The 18,145-nt window shown below is 49.1% G+C and carries 12 protein-coding genes; 6 read left to right on the top strand and 6 right to left on the bottom strand.

The genetic code is table 11. The features are described 5' to 3' along the window. Positions 1-5: 5 nt before the first annotated feature. Positions 6-1,367 (bottom strand): sensor histidine kinase, encoded by a 1,362-nt coding sequence (locus ACR9Y8_RS22115; protein WP_481215434.1) that lies wholly within the window; start codon positions 1,365-1,367, stop codon positions 6-8. A gap of 452 nt (positions 1,368-1,819) precedes the next feature. Between ACR9Y8_RS22115 and ACR9Y8_RS22110 the strand changes: the two genes are divergently transcribed. Continuing rightward, complete coding sequence (locus ACR9Y8_RS22110; protein WP_481215433.1) at positions 1,820-2,371, top strand: YqgE/AlgH family protein; 552 nt, start codon at positions 1,820-1,822, stop codon at positions 2,369-2,371. Positions 2,372-2,709: 338 nt separating this feature from the next. Here the strand turns inward: ACR9Y8_RS22110 and ACR9Y8_RS22105 are convergent, their stop codons facing one another. From ACR9Y8_RS22105 to atpD, 3 genes are all read right to left on the bottom strand, one after another. Beyond that, positions 2,710-2,955 carry a helix-turn-helix domain-containing protein gene (locus ACR9Y8_RS22105; RefSeq protein WP_481215432.1) on the bottom strand — a complete coding sequence of 82 codons (246 nt, stop codon included), beginning with the start codon at positions 2,953-2,955 and terminating at the stop codon, positions 2,710-2,712. A gap of 840 nt (positions 2,956-3,795) precedes the next feature. Then, positions 3,796-4,047: an ATP synthase F1 subunit epsilon gene (gene atpC, locus ACR9Y8_RS22100; protein ID WP_298731805.1), complete on the bottom strand. Its 252-nt coding sequence runs from the start codon at positions 4,045-4,047 to the stop codon at positions 3,796-3,798. Between the two features lie 114 nt (positions 4,048-4,161). Next, positions 4,162-5,664, bottom strand: a complete 1,503-nt coding sequence (atpD, locus tag ACR9Y8_RS22095) for a F0F1 ATP synthase subunit beta (protein WP_481215431.1) — start codon at positions 5,662-5,664, stop codon at positions 4,162-4,164. Positions 5,665-6,109: 445 nt separating this feature from the next. On the opposite strand from atpD, the gene ACR9Y8_RS22090 reads away from it, so the two are divergent. Then, the gene (locus ACR9Y8_RS22090) at positions 6,110-7,444 is read left to right on the top strand and encodes a DUF6600 domain-containing protein (RefSeq protein ID WP_481215430.1); all 1,335 of its coding nucleotides are present in this window, start codon (positions 6,110-6,112) and stop codon (positions 7,442-7,444) included. Between the two features lie 187 nt (positions 7,445-7,631). On the opposite strand, the gene ACR9Y8_RS22085 is transcribed toward ACR9Y8_RS22090, so the two are convergent. Further along, entirely contained in the window at positions 7,632-8,234 is a 603-nt protein-coding gene (locus ACR9Y8_RS22085; protein WP_481215429.1) for a hypothetical protein, read from the bottom strand. 174 nt (positions 8,235-8,408) lie between these two features. On the opposite strand from ACR9Y8_RS22085, the gene ACR9Y8_RS22080 reads away from it, so the two are divergent. Further along, positions 8,409-9,566 (top strand): hypothetical protein, encoded by a 1,158-nt coding sequence (locus tag ACR9Y8_RS22080; protein WP_481215428.1) that lies wholly within the window; start codon positions 8,409-8,411, stop codon positions 9,564-9,566. Positions 9,567-9,713: 147 nt separating this feature from the next. Here ACR9Y8_RS22080 and ACR9Y8_RS22075 read toward each other — a convergent pair whose 3' ends face one another. Next, positions 9,714-11,837 carry an ATP-binding protein gene (locus ACR9Y8_RS22075; RefSeq protein WP_481215427.1) on the bottom strand — a complete coding sequence of 708 codons (2,124 nt, stop codon included), beginning with the start codon at positions 11,835-11,837 and terminating at the stop codon, positions 9,714-9,716. A gap of 330 nt (positions 11,838-12,167) precedes the next feature. On the opposite strand from ACR9Y8_RS22075, the gene ACR9Y8_RS22070 reads away from it, so the two are divergent. The 3 genes from ACR9Y8_RS22070 to ACR9Y8_RS22060 all read left to right on the top strand — a co-directional run bounded on the left by ACR9Y8_RS22070 (position 12,168) and on the right by ACR9Y8_RS22060 (position 18,055). After that, positions 12,168-14,240: a M48 family metallopeptidase gene (locus ACR9Y8_RS22070; RefSeq protein WP_481215426.1), complete on the top strand. Its 2,073-nt coding sequence runs from the start codon at positions 12,168-12,170 to the stop codon at positions 14,238-14,240. A gap of 102 nt (positions 14,241-14,342) precedes the next feature. Beyond that, a complete protein-coding gene (locus ACR9Y8_RS22065) occupies positions 14,343-16,232 on the top strand; it encodes a DNA polymerase III subunit gamma/tau (protein WP_481215425.1) in 1,890 nt (629 codons plus the stop codon). A gap of 158 nt (positions 16,233-16,390) precedes the next feature. Then, complete coding sequence (locus tag ACR9Y8_RS22060; RefSeq protein ID WP_481215424.1) at positions 16,391-18,055, top strand: pyruvate dehydrogenase complex dihydrolipoamide acetyltransferase; 1,665 nt, start codon at positions 16,391-16,393, stop codon at positions 18,053-18,055. Positions 18,056-18,145: the final 90 nt, after the last annotated feature.

The following is an 18,145-nucleotide window of genomic DNA, read 5'->3' as shown; positions in this document are numbered from 1 at the left end:
ACCTCCTACTCCTGTGGAAATTCAAGTGTAAACTTACTGCCCTTGCCTACGGCACTTTCCACTTTTATTCTGCCCTTATGCGCTTCCACGATGGCCTTCACATAGCTCAGCCCAAGGCCGAAACCTTTTACGTTGTGCACGTTGCCTGTGTGTGCGCGGTAGAACTTTTCAAAGATACGCGAAATCGTATCACGGCTCATGCCTATACCGTTATCTGAAATGGTAATGTTGAGATGCTTGCGGGTATTGTAAGTGCTGATCACGATCTCCAGGTTCTGTTTGGAGTACTTGATAGCATTGTCCAGCAGGTTGAAAACTACATTTGAGAAATGCACATCATCTGCTTTAACAATGGGATTGATAGCATCCAGCCGCAGCTCTACCTTGCCGTCTTTAGCGGCCAGCTGTAATTGTATGTTCTCCACGGAATGCTGTATCACCTGGTGTGCATCAATCACCTGCAGGTTCAATCCTATTTCATTCTTCTCAAGCAATGCGGATTGCAGGATGCTTTCCACCTGTTTGTTCATGCGCTTGTTCTCTTCCTTGATGATGCCGGAAAAGTATTGGATCTTCTCGGGCTTTTCCATCACCTTCTTGTTGCCGATCGCATCGATGGCCAGCGAAATAGTGGCCAGGGGTGTTTTCAGCTCATGCGTCATGTTGTTGATGAAATCGGATTTTATTTCGGAGAGTTTTTTCTGGTTCAGTAATGTACGTATAGTGAGTGCAAAGGCCGTAACGATGATAATGGTAAAGACCACGCACACGGCGATGACCCAACTCAACCAACTCATCATTAGTGAACTGCTGTTGTGAAACACAATGTGCAGCACTTCCATCTGGTCGTTCATGAACTCGAAGCTGGTAACGAGCGGTACGGTCTGTATGGAGTAATTAACTGTGTCTTTGACAGCCATATCGAATAATCGTCCGAAACTGGCAGACTGCATCTTGATGATGTTGTCATTGCTGAAGGTGCTTCTGCCAATAATACCGAACTCAAACTTGGTATTGAGCTTCTGCTTCCGCAAAGTACTGTCTATCAGGTGCTGTACTTCATCGGTGGTAAAGCGGTCGCTTACGCCTACGGTGATATTACTGAGCTCATATTTCTCCAGGTTGAAGCTGTTATCCGCTCCTTTGGTGATGGTGGTGCCACCCATTTTAAAGCGAATAGGCGGGGCCTGGCGACGTACCATTTCGTTGCGGACAGCATCTGTTACGCTGACAAAGCGCTGCTCTTGCTGTTCTTTCCGAAGGATGGCTGCATTACGGATCCAGCTGACCTGGATGGCTATGATACCCAGTAATGATAAGGTGATGAGTACGACTATGATTGGGAATGTCTTCTTTAACGGTAGCATGTATTTTGTAAAAATCTTAAATAAATCGCCTTTGTTGTTTATAACCTTCTAAGATAAGATTCCAGCCTTTAAAATCTGTCAAATTCAATTCTTGCTATAGCAACAATGATACAAAATTAGACTCCTCAAACCGTTAACCAGTCTAATTTTAACAAAAGAATATCACTTTAACGTAATTTTAACGGCGGCGGGCTGATTTTTTTATTGTGACTTTGCTTACCTTTGCCTTAGAAACTGGTACTAATTTTGATAGATCACCAGTGACGATAAAAAAGCAAATTAAACTTTCTACATACATCGACGTGGATTTCGTTCCATAAGCGATTTAGATTTTGGTTGATAAAATGGTAAGGGGGCTGTCTAGCCTCCTTTTTTATTTGCCTTTTTACCTGCATGCAATACAATGACAATCAAAATTGGTTAAATTTGGATACGATCAAAATTGATGGCGTATGGTTTCCCTGGCTCCCGGTATATTACTCATTGCTGATCCTTTTCTCAAAGACCCGAATTTTGCGCGTACAGTTGTACTACTTTGCGAACACCAGGAAAAAGGTAGTTTTGGTTTTGTTATCAACAAGCTGTTCGATCAATCTCTTGATGAACTGGTACCGGAAGTGCTGGTGAACAATATCCCTGTATTTTTCGGAGGTCCGGTACAGATGGATACGATCCATTTTGTGCATCAGCAACCTGAGCTGATAGAGGGTGGTTTTGAAATCATTTCAGGCATTTACTGGGGCGGGCGTTTTGAAAGTGTGGTAGAGCTGATCAATCAAGGCCGGCTGGACATGAATAAGATCAAGTTCTTTATCGGTTACAGCGGCTGGAGCAGCGGACAACTGGAAAATGAATTCAATGAAAAATCATGGATCCTTTCTGAGAGCGATGCCGGACTTATCTTCGATGAAAAGGAGCAGAACATCTGGCAGCAGTCGCTGAAAAACCTGGGCAATAACTTCGCTATTATGGCAAATTTCCCGATAGACCCGTCGCTGAACTGACGTGCTCAACTATTGATGATATCTATACAATATACAAATGACATAGCTTGCCGCTATGTCATTTTTTTTAGGTTCTTACTCAATGATCTCAAACTTTACGGGAATAATTTATCCATCAGGGGTTTAGGAGAACGGTGAAATAAATGTCAACTTTATATAGCCTAAAATATTTGCTGTGCCCCCAAAATATCCATATTCGGCACGCCGCCGTGACACTTAGCTGCAACGCCATCCCTGCAGGTTATGCGCAGGCAGATGGCTCACATTATTGCTGTAACCATCCTATGATGCAACCAGACAAAGACCGGCGCTCCGGTCTTTGCTCTTATAGTTCTCCCTTAAACAATCGTATCAGGATCAGCCTCCAACAGCTCTCCGGGGCTTATTTTCAGCAGGGTGCATATTTCAAAGAGACGATTAACGGTTAAGGGTGTTTTGCCGTTTTCCAGGCGGCTGTATGCGTTCTGGGAGATATTCAGCATAAAGGCCATGTACTCCTGCGAATATTCCATTTTTCGGCGTAATAGCCTGAGTGTTTCGGTTACTCGCTGTATATGCTCAAGCGAGACGGTTTTCTGGTACATAAGATTGGCGATTTGGGAATAGTGGACATGGGTATATTGGGGATTTTCACGTTCAGTAAGTTAGTGTTTTCCTTATCCGGGAATTCTTAATGAGATGTTAACGAGATGTTAATAGGAGTTGTAACACCAGCTGCTACAGGCATTGCAGCATTACGTACTACTATGCACGTAATGCATGTATTTTCAATTTCTTTGATCAAATATTCACTGTTGTTAAATGAAAACAGGAGAGTTTTTACCATATAGATGTGCACAAAGAATGTTGAAAATTTTTTTTAATGCGTATGCTTTGAAGTCCAACGACTAAGGTAGTCCCATATGTTTTTCCTAACAAAAATGACTAAACGGAGCAAGGTTTTTCAAAACAATTTAAATATCTTGCTAATGTAAAATAGTTACGGTAGGATCAACCAATGAGTGTTTTGTAAACCTATTTACACTTGTGGAGAGCAGATGCATCGAGCGCGTTATAGCTATGAAAGCTAAACCTATGAGAACAATATAAATACAGGCTCTTTTTTGGGGACTGGAAAAACAAAAACAAATTAACAAGAAACAAACCCTGAAACTTATTTAAAAATCTCTTTGCTCTCCTGGCAGGCGGCCACCTTACAGGAGCGCTTTAAACATATTCATTTTCATAGGAATAGGGTTATATGCCAGCTGCATGATAATAACTTTGTTTATTATCATAACGGCGATAACCTGCTCGTAGAATAACCCGGCCAGTAATCTTACTGCGCTTTAACGGGGTCTTCTTAGATTGGAATAGTTAGGACAAAAAAAAGGCCGGGTATTCATACCCGGCCTAATTATTTGTGTGTCCGCCAGCTGGCGGAATTAAATCGCAGATGCTCCTTCAACCAGCACAGTAGCTTTATTGCGTAACACTTCCACAAAGCCTCCTTCGATCTGGTAAAACTCTGCCTGCACTTTATCTTTCAGCACCTTCATTTTGCCTTTACCAAGGGCTGCGATCAGCGGCGCGTGTTTGTCCAGCACTTCGAATGAGCCATCGATTCCAGGCAGCTGTACGCCGTATACTTCGCCGGAGTACAGTTTCCTTTCAGGTGTTAATACTTCTAATAACATATGTATAGTTTGAAGTTTGAGGTTTGAAGTTTGAGGTTTGTTTAAGGTTTGAAGTTAATGACAGCAATCTGCCCTGAACTTCAAACCTCAAACTTCAAACTTCAAACTATTTTATTAATTCTTCGCTGCTTCCAGGAGTTTCTTTCCTTTCTCGATAGCGTCATCGATAGTACCTACCAGGTTGAATGCTGCTTCAGGATACTCATCTACTTCGCCATCCATGATCATGTTAAAGCCACGGATCGTTTCTTCGATGGGTACCAGTACGCCTTTCAGACCGGTGAACTGTTCTGCCACGTGGAAAGGTTGTGACAGGAAACGCTGTACGCGGCGTGCGCGGCTAACAGTAAGTTTATCTTCGTCGCTCAGCTCGTCCATACCGAGGATGGCGATGATGTCCTGTAACTCTTTATAACGCTGCAGGATCATCTTCACACGCTGTGCGCAGTTGTAGTGCGCCTCACCCACAACAGCAGGAGTAAGGATACGGGAAGTTGAATCCAGCGGGCTCACAGCAGGATAGATACCAAGGTCGGAGATCTTACGATCCAGTACGGTGGTAGCATCCAGGTGGGCGAAGGTAGTAGCCGGAGCAGGGTCGGTCAAGTCATCCGCAGGTACATATACCGCCTGTACGGAGGTGATAGAACCATTCTTGGTAGAAGTGATACGCTCCTGCATCAGACCCATTTCAGTGGCCAGTGTAGGCTGATAACCCACCGCAGAAGGCATACGGCCTAACAGTGCGGATACTTCGGAACCTGCCTGGGTGAAACGGAAGATGTTGTCAACGAAGAACAGGATGTCGCGGCCACCTGCAGCGGAACCGTCGCCATCACGGAAATATTCTGCGATCGTCAGACCAGAGAGCGCAACACGGGCACGGGCGCCGGGGGGTTCATTCATCTGGCCGAATATAAAGGTTGCCTGGGATTTCTTCAGTTCCTGCATATCTACAGCGCCCAGCTCCCATCCGCCATGTTCCATGGACTCAAGGAACTTCTCGCCGTATTTTACGATACCGGCTTCGATCATTTCACGCATCAGATCATTTCCTTCACGGGTACGCTCACCTACACCAGCGAATACAGACAGACCTTCGTAACCTTTAGCGATGTTGTTGATCAGCTCCTGGATCAATACCGTTTTACCTACACCTGCACCACCGAACAGACCGATCTTACCACCTTTTGCGTAGGGCTCAATCAGGTCGATCACTTTAATACCAGTGTACAGTACTTCTGTATCAGTAGCCAGGTCTTCAAACCTGGGCGGCTGACGGTGGATAGGATAACCGTTGGTAGTTTCGATATTGCCAAGGCCGTCGATTGCCTCACCTACCACGTTGAACAAGCGTCCTTTAATCTGGTCACCAATTGGCATTTTGATAGGAGTGCCTTTGTCTTCTACTGCCATACCCCTTACAAAACCGTCAGTAGAGTCCATTGCCACGCAACGAACGCTGTCTTCACCCAGGTGTTGCTGTACTTCCAGCACTACCTTCTGTCCATTATCACGTGTTATTTCCAGGGCGTTGTAGATCTCGGGTAATTTGCCTTCAAAATGCACGTCCACTACGGGACCGATAATTTGCTTGATCTTACCTGTGTTAGGCATATTTTAAAGAGGTTTATAAATACTTAATTAAAATGAGCGGTTTATAAAATTTGCCGCAAAGGTAATGGTTAAAGGGGTAAAATTCAAATAAACCGGGGGAATAGTGGGCGGAGCGTCAAATTAGGGTTCTGTTTAATATTGAAGTGGCTCTGTTTAAGTGAAGTGGGGAGTGAGGAGGCAAACAGTAAGCAGTAAACGTAACCGTGCCTCGCCCCTGGGAGATTGCTTCGGCCCCGGCCACCCGCAAGGGCCTTGCAGGCCTCGCAATAAGGCGAAGGGAGAACAGGAAGCTAAAAATTAGTTAAAACACTGTGCGAAAACGTTAAATAGCGTTAAGACGGCGCCTACGGATCAGCTCTGGTACGATAATCGCATTTATATAAGCGTTATGATTTTTTAGGAAATGAGCGAGAGGATTTCCTGATACAATTTAAAAGTTAGAGTTATGAAAAGTAAAGTATCCCTTTATGCGAGCGTATTGATCACCTGCCTTTTCCTCACTGCGTTTGGCAGCAGCTGTGTAACGGCCAGACCGCAGCAGGTTCAGGCAAATGTATCTTTCTCCGCTTTTTATGATGCCTTGAGTCCCTATGGCCAATGGGTCAGCTACGGCAATTATGGCCAGGTGTGGGTGCCGGATGCGGGACAGGACTTCAGGCCTTACTATACCAACGGTCACTGGGTATATACAGACTATGGCTGGACCTGGATGTCTGACTACCCCTGGGGCTGGGCGCCATTCCACTACGGAAGATGGACATATGACAACTATTACGGATGGGTATGGGTACCTGGCGAAGAATGGGGCCCTGCATGGGTAAGCTGGAGGAACAGCAGCGACTATTACGGATGGGCGCCACTGACGCCGGGTATAAGTGTGGGCGTTAGTTTCAATGTGCCTACATCCTACTGGTCGTTTGTGCCCTGCCGCTATATCACCAGCCCGAATATCCATAATTACTACATTGACCGTAGCCGGAACGTGACCATCATCAACAATACCACCGTTATCAACAACGTGCGTACGGTGAACCGGAATACCCGTTATTACTACGGTCCTGAGGCGAGGGACGTGTCTCGTGTAACCCGTTCTGAAGTAAGACCGGTAAGGGTGGTGAACAGCGACCGTCCTGGCAGCTCGCTGTCTAACAACCAGCTGCGTATCTTCAGGCCGCAGGGAGAAGAGCTGCGCCGTCCGCTGGCCGATAATACACCCAGGAGGATCAACGACAATAATCGCCGGATCAGCCCTGCGCCTAACAATAGCGTAACACAGCCTGGTCAGCCGGGCCGGACCATCAGGAGAGATTTTGACAATGACAATAATCCCAGCAACAACAATAATACAGCGCCCAGGCGAATCTTCAACAACCCGGATAACCGTCCTGTAACACCAACGCCAGCGCCTGGTAACAGGCCTGACAACAACCCTGCTCCTGACAGGATACCAAGGCGCACATTTGACCAGCCGGATAACCGACCGGCGCCCGTGCCCGACAATAACTTCAATAATAACAACAGGCCAGCACCAGAGCGGACAATGCCCAGGCGTACGTTCAGCCAGCCGGAAAACAGGCCCGCACCTCAGCCTCAGCCAAGACCGCAGTATAATGCGCCTCAGCCACAGCAAAGGGTGAACCCGGCGCCAACACCGCAGCGCAGCATGCCGCAGCGAACATTTTCCAGCCCGAGCCCACAGCCGCAACCCTCATCCCCGCGCCCGCAACCTGCACCTCAACAACGCAGTAACGACAACAATGTTCCGAGGCGGGTTCATTAAGGGGATAGTTTATATATAAAAGCACGAGGATAATTGTGAAGTGTGAACCAGGGCTGTCCGTTAGTAGCGGGCAGCCCTTTTTTTGTGATACTATTTTAACCAAACCGGTCTGCTGCAACGATATTGCAAGGAGAACACAAGGAGAAGACAAGGAGAACACAAGGAGAAGACTGCCAAAATAGTATCATTACTGTTCGGAGCACTGGAAAGGATCTGGATTACCGGCTGGGGCTTTTTTGTCGTAAGACCAACAGAAATTCATGGCCTGGCTGGTAATGCTCATCAGCTTCAGCTGCACTTTCATGCCTTTACGACTGCCTGCAGCTTCTACAGAGCGGGTACCTTTGGCGGGTATTTCATTGATGGTATATGGTTCTGTTTTGAAAACCTCTCCGCTGCTACGGAGATATTGCACGGTGACCACTACGTTATCCAGCGGGTATTCTGTCTGGTTGCGCACAATCAGCTCCAGGTTCTTGATGCCGCCCAGGAAACCGGTGCGGTAATCGTTGGTGCTCACGGCGATGAACTGCTGCCAGTTGCGGCGGTAGTAGGCGCGGCGTTCTACAAATTTGCCCTCAACACGCTGTTGCTGCTCTTTTCTCTCCGCGATCTGCTGGGCGGTTCCGCTTACGGAAGTGAGGCTTTCCCTGAGGTCGCGGTTCTCATTCAGCAAGCGCTCGTTCTGCGAGAGGATCTTCTTTACCCTTTGCTGCTGGCGGAAGTATTCTACCCCCAGGAGCACGGCGATAAAGAAGCAAATGATCGTATAAAGTGAAGCTCTTTTCATATGGTTACGCTTGGCTGTCCCTTAAAATTTTTGTTACTGTCACTGCTCCTCAGAAAAAATAGTGCCATTTACACTGAATGCTAAATGCTTACTGCTGAACGCTGCCTGTGCAATGCCCCGACGTTTTGCCTCCGGCGTTTGGCGTTCTGCGTAAATGATTATTTTTGCTTCCTTATGGAGCTTGTCAAAGTAGATAACGCAAAAACGGCCCAGCTGTTTATACAGGTACATGCAGATCTTAACAAACAGTATCCTAACTGGATCCGTCCCCTGGATAAAGATATAGCAGAAGTATTTGACCCGGAGAAGAACAAGACCTTCAAATTCGGAGAATGTGAGCGATGGCTGCTGCGCAACGGGGAGGGCGCCTGGATAGGGCGTATTGCCGCTTTTGTCAATAAAAAGTACAAGACCAAGGGCGATTCCCAGGCTACCGGCGGTATCGGCTTCTTTGACTGCATCAATGACCAGGCTGCGGCCAACCTGCTGCTGGACACCGCCAAACAATGGCTGGAAGAAAGGGGCATGGAAGCGATGGACGGCCCGATCAACTTTGGGGAAAGGGACCGCTGGTGGGGACTGCTGGTAGAAGGTTTCCATGAGCCCCTGTACTGCATGAACTATAACCCGCCCTACTATAAAGACCTGCTGGAACATTACGGTTTTCAGCCCTTCTTTCACCAGTTATGCTTTGCCATGAAGGCAAGGGAACCATTACAGGATAAGTTCCTCAAACGCCACGAGCAGCTATCGCAAGACCCGGGCTTTTCTGCCAGGCATCTGCAGAAGCATGATCTTGAGAAATATGCCACTGACTTCTCCATCGTTTACAATAAAGCCTGGGCGGGGCATGACGGCGGCAAAGAGATATCTCCCGCACAGGCGCTGCGCATCTTCCAAAAAATGAAGCCGGTCATGGATGAAAAAATAATATGGTTTGTTTATTACAACAATGAACCTATTGCCTGCTGGCTGAACCTCCCTGAGCTGAACCAGTTCTTCAAACATATGAACGGAAAATTCGGACTGCTGCAAAAATTGCTGTTGCTCTGGCTGAAATTTACGCACAGGTGCCGAAAAATTACCGGTATCGTATTTGGCGTGGTGCCGGAGTTCCAGGGCAAAGGCGCAGACGCTTATATGATCGTAGAAGGCGCGAAGACCATACAGGGCCACCAATATGATGATTACGAGATGCAATGGATAGGCGACTGGAACCCTAAAATGATCAATATCGCCGAAAGCCTGGGCACTTACCCCAGCCGCAAGCTGACTACCTATCGTTATCTGTTTGACAGGACGAAGGAGTTTAAAAGACATCCGATGGTTTAAAGGTTTGAGATTTCAGGTTTAAAGTTTGAGGTTTGAGGTTTGAGGTTCGTTAAATGTTAGAGGTTCATGACAATGATCTTGTTCAGGCAGGAGTAGTAGTCATGAACATTCCACCTTCAACGAACCTCAAACCTCAAACCTCAAACTTTAAACCTTAATTGTTTTAGACAGATGCTTCACTATCATCCTGTAGATCTCTTTTTCCCGGAAGGGTTTCAGCAGCCAGTCGTTAAAGCCGGCTTTGCGGAAGTTTTCCTCGTCCTGACGGGTGATGTCTGCCGTTAATACTATAACGGGGACCGTTGCTTTCCGGGTGTCGGTGTCTGTTCTGATACGGCCTACCACCTCTATGCCACTGAGCTGGGGCATCTGGAGGTCAAGCAGCACCAGGTCGTAATTGTTTGTTTTGAACATTTCATAAGCAATGGCGCCATCTTTAGCCATATCAAAGCGACATTTCCAGCGGGTCAGCATTATTTTCAACAGCAGGAGGTTCATCTCCTGGTCGTCTGCGATCAGCACGTAGAGGCCTTCCAGGTGGTTGCCGTTCAGCTGTTCGAGATCCTGCCGGGTAACCACCATGGTCTGGGGCGGATGCGCCAGCTCATAGGGGATGTGAGCGGTAAAGACAGAACCTTTGCCTACTTCACTTTCCGCGTAAATATCACCACCATGCAACCTTACCAGGCGCTGGGTGATGGCCAGCCCGAGACCGGTGCCTTTTATATCCAGCCGGGGAGAACGCGCCTGGTAGAAGCGTTCAAAGATCCGGGGCAGCGCTTCCGGCGGCATGCCGGGCCCCGTATCTGTTACAGAGAAAGTGAAGAGGCCGCGGTGCCTGCCCTCCTGCTCCAGTTTACCCTTTACCGTTATACCTCCTGTTTCTGTGTATTTAATGGCATTGCCAATGAGGTTAATGAGGATTTGCTTAAGTCGGAACATATCGCCCTGTACATGCTGATGCTGATCGCCTTCAAAATAAAAATGCAGCTCCAGCTGTTTGCGCACCGCCTGCACCCGCATGGCGTTGATCACGTCCAGCATGGCCTGGTACAGCGTGAAGGGTTGCCGCTGGATGGAGATATAATCGCTCTCCAGCTTTGAAAAATCCAGTACATCATTGACCACCTCCATCAGCATATCAGCGGAAAGCGCTATTGCACGCAGCAGTTCGCGTTGTTCTTCGTGCAGCGGGGTATGATCCAGCTGTTCTGTAAAGCCTATGAGTGAATTGAGCGGAGTACGGATCTCGTGGCTCATATTGGCCAGGAAAACAGAACGGGCACGGGCTTCTTCCAGCGCTTTTGCTTTCTCGATGGCCAGCAGTTTTGCCTTACGGCGATATTCGCGGTAGAGGAACACGCCGCCAATACTGGTGAGCAGGAAGAAAATGAACAACCATATAAAGTTGGCTGCCATCCGGCTGATATTTTCTGCGGTGTTAAGCCCTGCGCGGAACTTCTGATCTGTTTCATCCCTGAGCGCCTGTGCCCGGAGTGTTTGTATGATCTTTTTCAGATCAGCCAGCAAGCTAAGGTTGGTGAGCGCAAGCGATTGTTCCGCCAGGTTGATCTCCGTACGACCCTGCAATTGCTGCCGCAATACATTCTTATAGTAACTATTCACATCCGCCAGCATCCGTTGTATGCGCCGGGCTTCATACGCGTCCTGCGACATCACTTTGCCGTCTTTTGTTCTGACGAAGATGGTCTGTTTTGATTTGAGGGTATCATGCCTGTTGGCGATGGCTTGTCCCAGGCGTTTGAACAGTCCTTTCTTAGCGGCTTTTAACTCATCACTGCCAAGGGTATCCATCGTCACTTTCTCATCCGGGATACGGCTGGCGACATAAGGTGGAATAGCGCTCAACATCTTTTCAATCCTGTCATCGTTAACAGATCGCGCCAGCAGTTCGTCTGTAGTACGCTTGATACCGGCTATTTTCTCTTCCAGGCCTTCTTTTCCACGCATCAGATCGGCCAGCTGACCACCGAGCAGGAGAGTCACCGTATCGAGCTGGAGGCGAAAGGTTTGCAGGTAGGCGGGTGCATACAGCACGGTATACAAACGGAAATTACTTTCTGCCGCATTGAATGTGACAAGGGCTGAATCTATCAGCCGGAGGCCCGGACGGTCCTGTTTCAGGGTGTCAATGGCAGTCTGCAAACGGAGCTCGCCCGAGCGATGCTCATTGAAGGTTTTAATACCAAGCAGGATGGTGATGACAAACAATACGGGTACGATAATACGTAGAACAACTGAACGATTCATTTCAGCAGATTGAATTTAATTTAATGGGTTGTGCCTGGTTATTTGGTTAGCCTGGATTAACTGGGATCTTTTCCTGGAATCAAATTATTTGGGTACCATTCCCGTAAGGTAAAGAAATTTACAGACATTCAAGGTATTAGTTGCGAGCCCGGCACTAGCGCTGGTTTAATGCATTACTATTTTCTCCAATGAGATTTTTACTTACATTATTTTAATTTAAATTTAAGGTTCTTTAACCCCTCCAAGGGGTTGGACCCCTCCAGGGGTTGCGAACCCTTGGAGGGGTGGAACTTAACTATCCGACTTCATTTTCTCTAACCTGTATGTACTATGCCCAACGATAATCCGGTTAACCACGCACCGGTTCATCCTACATTCCCGCCGCTTTTCAAAAGGCAGGTAATAAAAGCGTCCGGCCTTATTTTACTGTTCTTTACTGCATATACGCTGTTACTGATACTCACCACTGCGCTGGCGGCAGCCTGTATGGCAGGCGGTATCCTGCTGCTGATGAGCCTTCGGCAGGTATTGCCTGTCGTTTTCGCGTCAGGGCTGGTGTTGCTGGGTGCAATGCTGCTGTTTTTCCTGGGCGGCTCTCTTTTCAGCCGCAGGAAAGGAGGCCGTCAGCTGCGTACCTTGCTGCAACCTGCGGAGCATCCCCGTTTATTCCATTTCATTACAGAATTATCGACGGCTACAAGTACACGGTTTCGTGGTAAAGTGTTTGCCGTGCCAGGCCTAACGGCAGCAGTATTTCATGGACCGGGGAATCTGCGGCTTGCCGGAAGCCGGCTGGAGATCGGGCTGGGCCTGGTGAACAGCCTTAATATCAGCGAGCTCAGAATGATGCTGGCGCATACGCTGGCGAGGTTTTCCGTGCCAGGCATGCGGCTGGGCAATTATGTATCCCGCCTGCATCAATGGATCTATCAGCGTTTATACGAAAGCGAGGGCCTGCATATCATTATTATCCGGCGGCTGGGCCGCAGTTACCTGTTGCGGCCTTTCAGCCAGGTTACGATGGGTATCGCCAATGGCATACAATATTTACTGACGGAACTGTTTGCGCTGGTGAACCGTGCATACATTCCTGTAAGCCGGGAGATGGAGTTCTATGCAGACGCTGTAGGCGCGCAGGTGGCAGGCAGCCAGACTGCCGTTTCGGCGCTGCACCGCGCAGAGATAGGCAGCCATTGCATGGAACGCTGCCTGGACGAGCTTCCCGGATTGGACGCCCAGGGCCTGCGGTTCCGCAACCTGTACGAGGCACAAAGCGCATTGATACAGCGTTATGCAGAGCGCAATTATCTCAGCGCAGATGCAGCCGGTCTCCCGCTGATCACGGATACCTACCTGCAAACATTTGTGAAAAGCAGGGTACAGTTCAGACGGCAGGGCGCTTCGCAACCGGGGCTGGATGAAAGAACGCAGCACGTCAGGGCCATCACCGCCCGGGATACAGGAGAAAGGGTCAGCGCCTGGGAGCTGTTCAATAACCAGGTTCGCGTGCAGGAAGATATGACGGCACTGCAGTATGGTGAAGCGCCGGGAGAAAACCAGCAGTGGCATACTATACAGGCATTCATCGCCGGGCTGGAACAACAGGAACGGCAGTATGCTGCTCCGGCGGCGTTTTCAGGATACTATGACAACCGGCTCTTTACGCAGCTGGAATATGCCTGGAAACAGCCCATGACAAATGAGGAGAAGGCGGTATACACTTTTGATACATTATATAATCCTGCCAATACCATCAGGATCAAACGCTATTTCCGGGACCGCCAGGACCTTGAAACACTGGAGGCGATCGCAGAAAGACAGATCCCGGTGAGCCATTTTGAATTTGACGGACAAACTTACGACGCAGCGCAGGCAGCGCAGCTGATGACAGCGCTCAGCGCCGCTGTAGCGCAGGAGGAATCCTGGCTGCATGCGCATGATAGTCTTGCTTTCCGTTATCATTATACCCGGGCGCTGGAGAAAGGAACACAGCAGGCACAAAACATGCTGCAGTTATATGAACAGGTGGTGCTGCACCAGGAAATGGCGGAGCAACTCGGTGAAGTGGTTACGGGCACTGTTGATCACCATGCAATGCTGTTTAACGCCCACCAGGAGACGGTGGAATATATGGATGCCCTGGATGAGATCCTGAAAGCTGACCAGCGCCGTTTCAGGGCGCTGATCAAAATACTTTGTCAGTACCCGGATGTGGTGAGCCGTTGGGATGTGGAATTGCAGGGAAAAGTGACGGATTTTATACATGAGCGGCCTACATTGAGCGTCGAAGAGCTGGGCACACAAGTACTGAATCAATATGATAACTACGTGGCGCTGATCAGGAAAGCTTACCTGGACCTGGCGCTGGAGCTGAGTCCGCAGGTCATTGTCCATGAGTATTAAAGAAATTATGTACTTTCGATCTTTGCGAATGCCTTGTATAAGGAGTTGTCGATTGATTGAAAAAACGCACTGTCTGCACTCTTTACTGGAATATTGAAGAATATGGAGAATTTTATCGTTTCGGCCCGGAAGTACCGTCCTCAGAATTTTTCGACCGTAGTAGGACAATCCCACATTACCACTACCCTCAAAAATGCGATCCGCAATAACCAGTTGGCGCACGCCTTCCTGTTCTGCGGTCCCAGGGGGGTAGGAAAAACCACCTGTGCGCGTATCCTGGCCAAAACCATTAACTGCGAGAACCTGCAGCCGGATGGAGAGGCCTGTAACGAGTGCCATTCCTGTAAGTCGTTCAACGAAGGCAGCTCTTTCAATATCCATGAGCTGGATGCTGCCTCGAACAACTCGGTGGATGATATCCGCACGCTGGTAGAGCAGGTGCGGTTTGCTCCCCAGGCAGGTAAATACAAGATCTATATCATAGATGAGGTGCACATGCTCAGCTCCTCGGCTTTTAACGCTTTCCTGAAAACACTGGAGGAACCTCCCTCCTATGCTATTTTCATACTGGCCACCACGGAGAAGCACAAGATCTTACCTACGATCCTGAGCCGATGCCAGATATTCGACTTCAAGCGTATCACCATCCAGGATACGGTAGACCATCTGCAGGAGATCTGCCAGAAAGAACATATACAGGCGGAAGCCGATGCCCTGCACCTGGTGGCGCAGAAGACAGACGGTTGCATGCGCGACTCCTTAAGTACGCTGGATAAGATCGTGAGCTTTACCGGCGGCCATCTTACCTACCAGAATACACTGGAGCACCTCAACATACTTGATTACGATTATTTCTTCCGGGTGATGGACGCCGTGCTGCAACAGGACATTGCCAATGCACTGCTGATCTTTGACGAGATCCTGCAGAAAGGTTTTGAGGGGGATAATTTCCTGAACGGCTGGGCAGAGTTCCTGCGCAACCTGCTGATGTGTAAGGAAGAAAAGGTATTACACCTGCTGGAGGTATCGGGCAACCTGAAGGACCGTTATAAGCAATTGTCCGGAAAGATAAGCCCGGCCTGGCTGATCACGGCCCTCCACCTGTTGAATGAAACGGAGATCAATTACCGCCTGGCCCGCAATAAACGCCTGCACGTGGAAATGGCGCTGATCAAGCTGTGTTACCTGCAACAGGCGGTGACCCTGGTGAGCGATGACCAGAGCGGCGAAGTGTTAAAAAAAAAGTTAGTACCTGACGGGGCCACCCCGCAGCAGTTAAGAGCACCGTTTGCCCAGGCCGCCCCGCCCCGTAGCGCGGGCAAACCTGCTACAGCGGCGTCTATCGCACAAAATGAATCGGCCCGTCTTACTATAGAGACCACGGCTGCCCCCGCGGCCAAGGGTACACCGGTCGCAGCTCCCACTCCTGCGCCGCCGCCCCCGGTGGCACAGCTGGCGGTTACACCTGCTGCTCCTGTAAATACAGCTCCGCGCCCAACGGCAACACCGGCAGCAAAAACAGCCGCCGCCACAGGCAACAAGCTTACCGGGCTGGCCGCGATGAAGGAAGCGCTGGCTGCCAGGCAGCAAACCACCGTGGTGCAGCAAACGATTCCCATTACTGCAGGGGCCCTGGCAGTGTATTGGGAAGAGTTCATTGATATTTTCCGGCAGGCCAATAAGATGACGGTGGTAAGTAACCTGCAGCTGGCAGTAGTGAACCTGTTGGCTCCGGAGGAGATCGGCATTGTGAGCCGGAACATTGTGCAGTTCCGCTTTATGGAAGAGGAGAAGCTGGCTATTTCAGAGTTTTTCAAGAAGAAGTTCAATAATCCCGCTATCATCCTCACGCTGCAGCTGGATGAGACCCAGCAAACGCAGGATATCGGGCCTGCGCCGATGAGCAGCCGTGAACAATTCCAGGCCATGATAGACAAATATCCCTTGGTAAAAGAGCTGAAGGATAAATTAAACATGGAACTGGACTTTTAAAGAATTAATAATTAAGAATGAATAATTAATAATGCCCACAGCGCTTGCTTGCGTTTTACCCAGGTACACATGGCACCCGTATTATTAATTATTCATTATTCATTATTAATTTTTTCGTCTTTCTTTTGTAGGTTTGGGCAAAATTTTGAGTAAATATTATGGCAGAAGTTATCAGAATGCCCCTTTTAAGCGATACGATGACAGAAGGGGTGATTGCGGAATGGCATAAAAAGGTGGGTGATACCGTAAAATCAGACGACGTAATAGCTGAAGTGGAAACCGACAAGGCTACCATGGAGGTTATAGGATATGTAGACGGCACTCTATTATATGTAGGTGTTGAAAAAGGGAAGGCTGCCAAAGTAAATGAGATCATTGCTATAGTGGGTAAACCCGGGGAAGATTACAAGTCCCTGCTGGAAGGCGGTGCAGCTGCCGCGGCTCCGGCCAATGGCAAGGCTGACAGCGCGCCTGCGCAACAGGCCAGCGCTCCCGCAGCGGCTCCGGCCCCTGCAGCGTCTAACGGAGACGCAGCCGCCGCACAGGAAGCGCTGAAGAATGCAACCGTGATCCGTATGCCGCTGCTGAGCGATACCATGACAGAAGGCAAGATAGTAGCCTGGAACAAAAAGGTGGGCGATACCGTGAAGAGTGATGATGTGCTGGCTGAAGTGGAAACCGATAAGGCTACCATGGAAGTGATCGGGTATGCGGACGGCGAACTGTTATATGTGGGCGTAAAAGAAGGCAATGCTGCCAAAGTAAACGATATTATCGCTATTGTAGGCAAGAAGGGCACCAATGTCGATGCCATCCTGGCTGCAGAAAAAGGCGGCCCTGCCCCCGCGGCGGCGGCTCCTGCAGGAGAAAGCAAACCTGCGGCCAACGCAGCTCCGGCGGCGCCTGTGGCAGAAGCGGCCCCTGCGGTGAATGGCGGCAGGGTAAAGGCTTCTCCCCTTGCGAAGAAGCTGGCAGAAGAAAAAGGTATTGACATTAGCCAGGTAACCGGCAGCGGTGATGGTGGCAGGATCGTGAAGAAGGATGTTGACAGCTTTGTACCGGGCGCGAAACCTGCGGCTGCCGCAGCAACTGCACCGGCAGCACAAAAAGCCGCCGCTCCTGCGTTTGTACCGGCTGGACAGGAAGGTTTCCAGGATATCGAGGTGAGCCAGATGCGTAAAGCAATAGCACGCCGCCTCAGCGAAAGCAAATTCACTGCACCCCACTTCTATCTCAAGATTGATGTGAACATGGATAAAGCCATGGAGTCCCGCAAAACCATCAATGAGATCTCTCCCGTAAAAGTTTCCTTTAATGATATGGTGATCAAAGCTGCCGCACTGGCGCTGCGTCAGCATCCGTTTGTGAACAGCAGCTGGATGGGTGATGTGATCCGTCAGAACCAGCATATCCATATCGGCTCTGCCGTTGCTATTGACGAAGGCCTGATCGTACCGGTGATCCGTTTTGCCGATCAGAAATCCCTGAGCCAGATAGCAGGCGAAGCAAAGGAACTGTACGACAAAGCCAAGAATAAAAAGCTACAGCCACAGGAATTCAGCGGTAGCACCTTCAGCATCTCCAACCTGGGCATGCTGGGTATCGACGAGTTCACTGCGATCATCAACCCGCCGAACTCCGCGATCCTGGCTGTTGGTAATATCAAAGAAACCGTGGTATCAGATAAAGGCCAGTTCAAGGTGGAGAACATCATGAAGCTGACCCTGAGCTGCGACCACCGTGTGGTAGACGGCGCGGTTGGCGCACGTTTCCTGGCTACCCTGAAAGGGTTCCTGGAAAACCCCGTGACTATGCTGGTGTAATATTAAGAGCTAACAATAACAGTTATATGAAGAGCGAAGCCTGTACGGTTTCGCTCTTTTTTTATCGATCATTTTAATGTGAACATGATA

This window comes from Chitinophaga sp. SVR4-12A (genome assembly GCF_056754765.1).
This window is presented reverse-complemented; position numbering and strand designations above follow the sequence as displayed.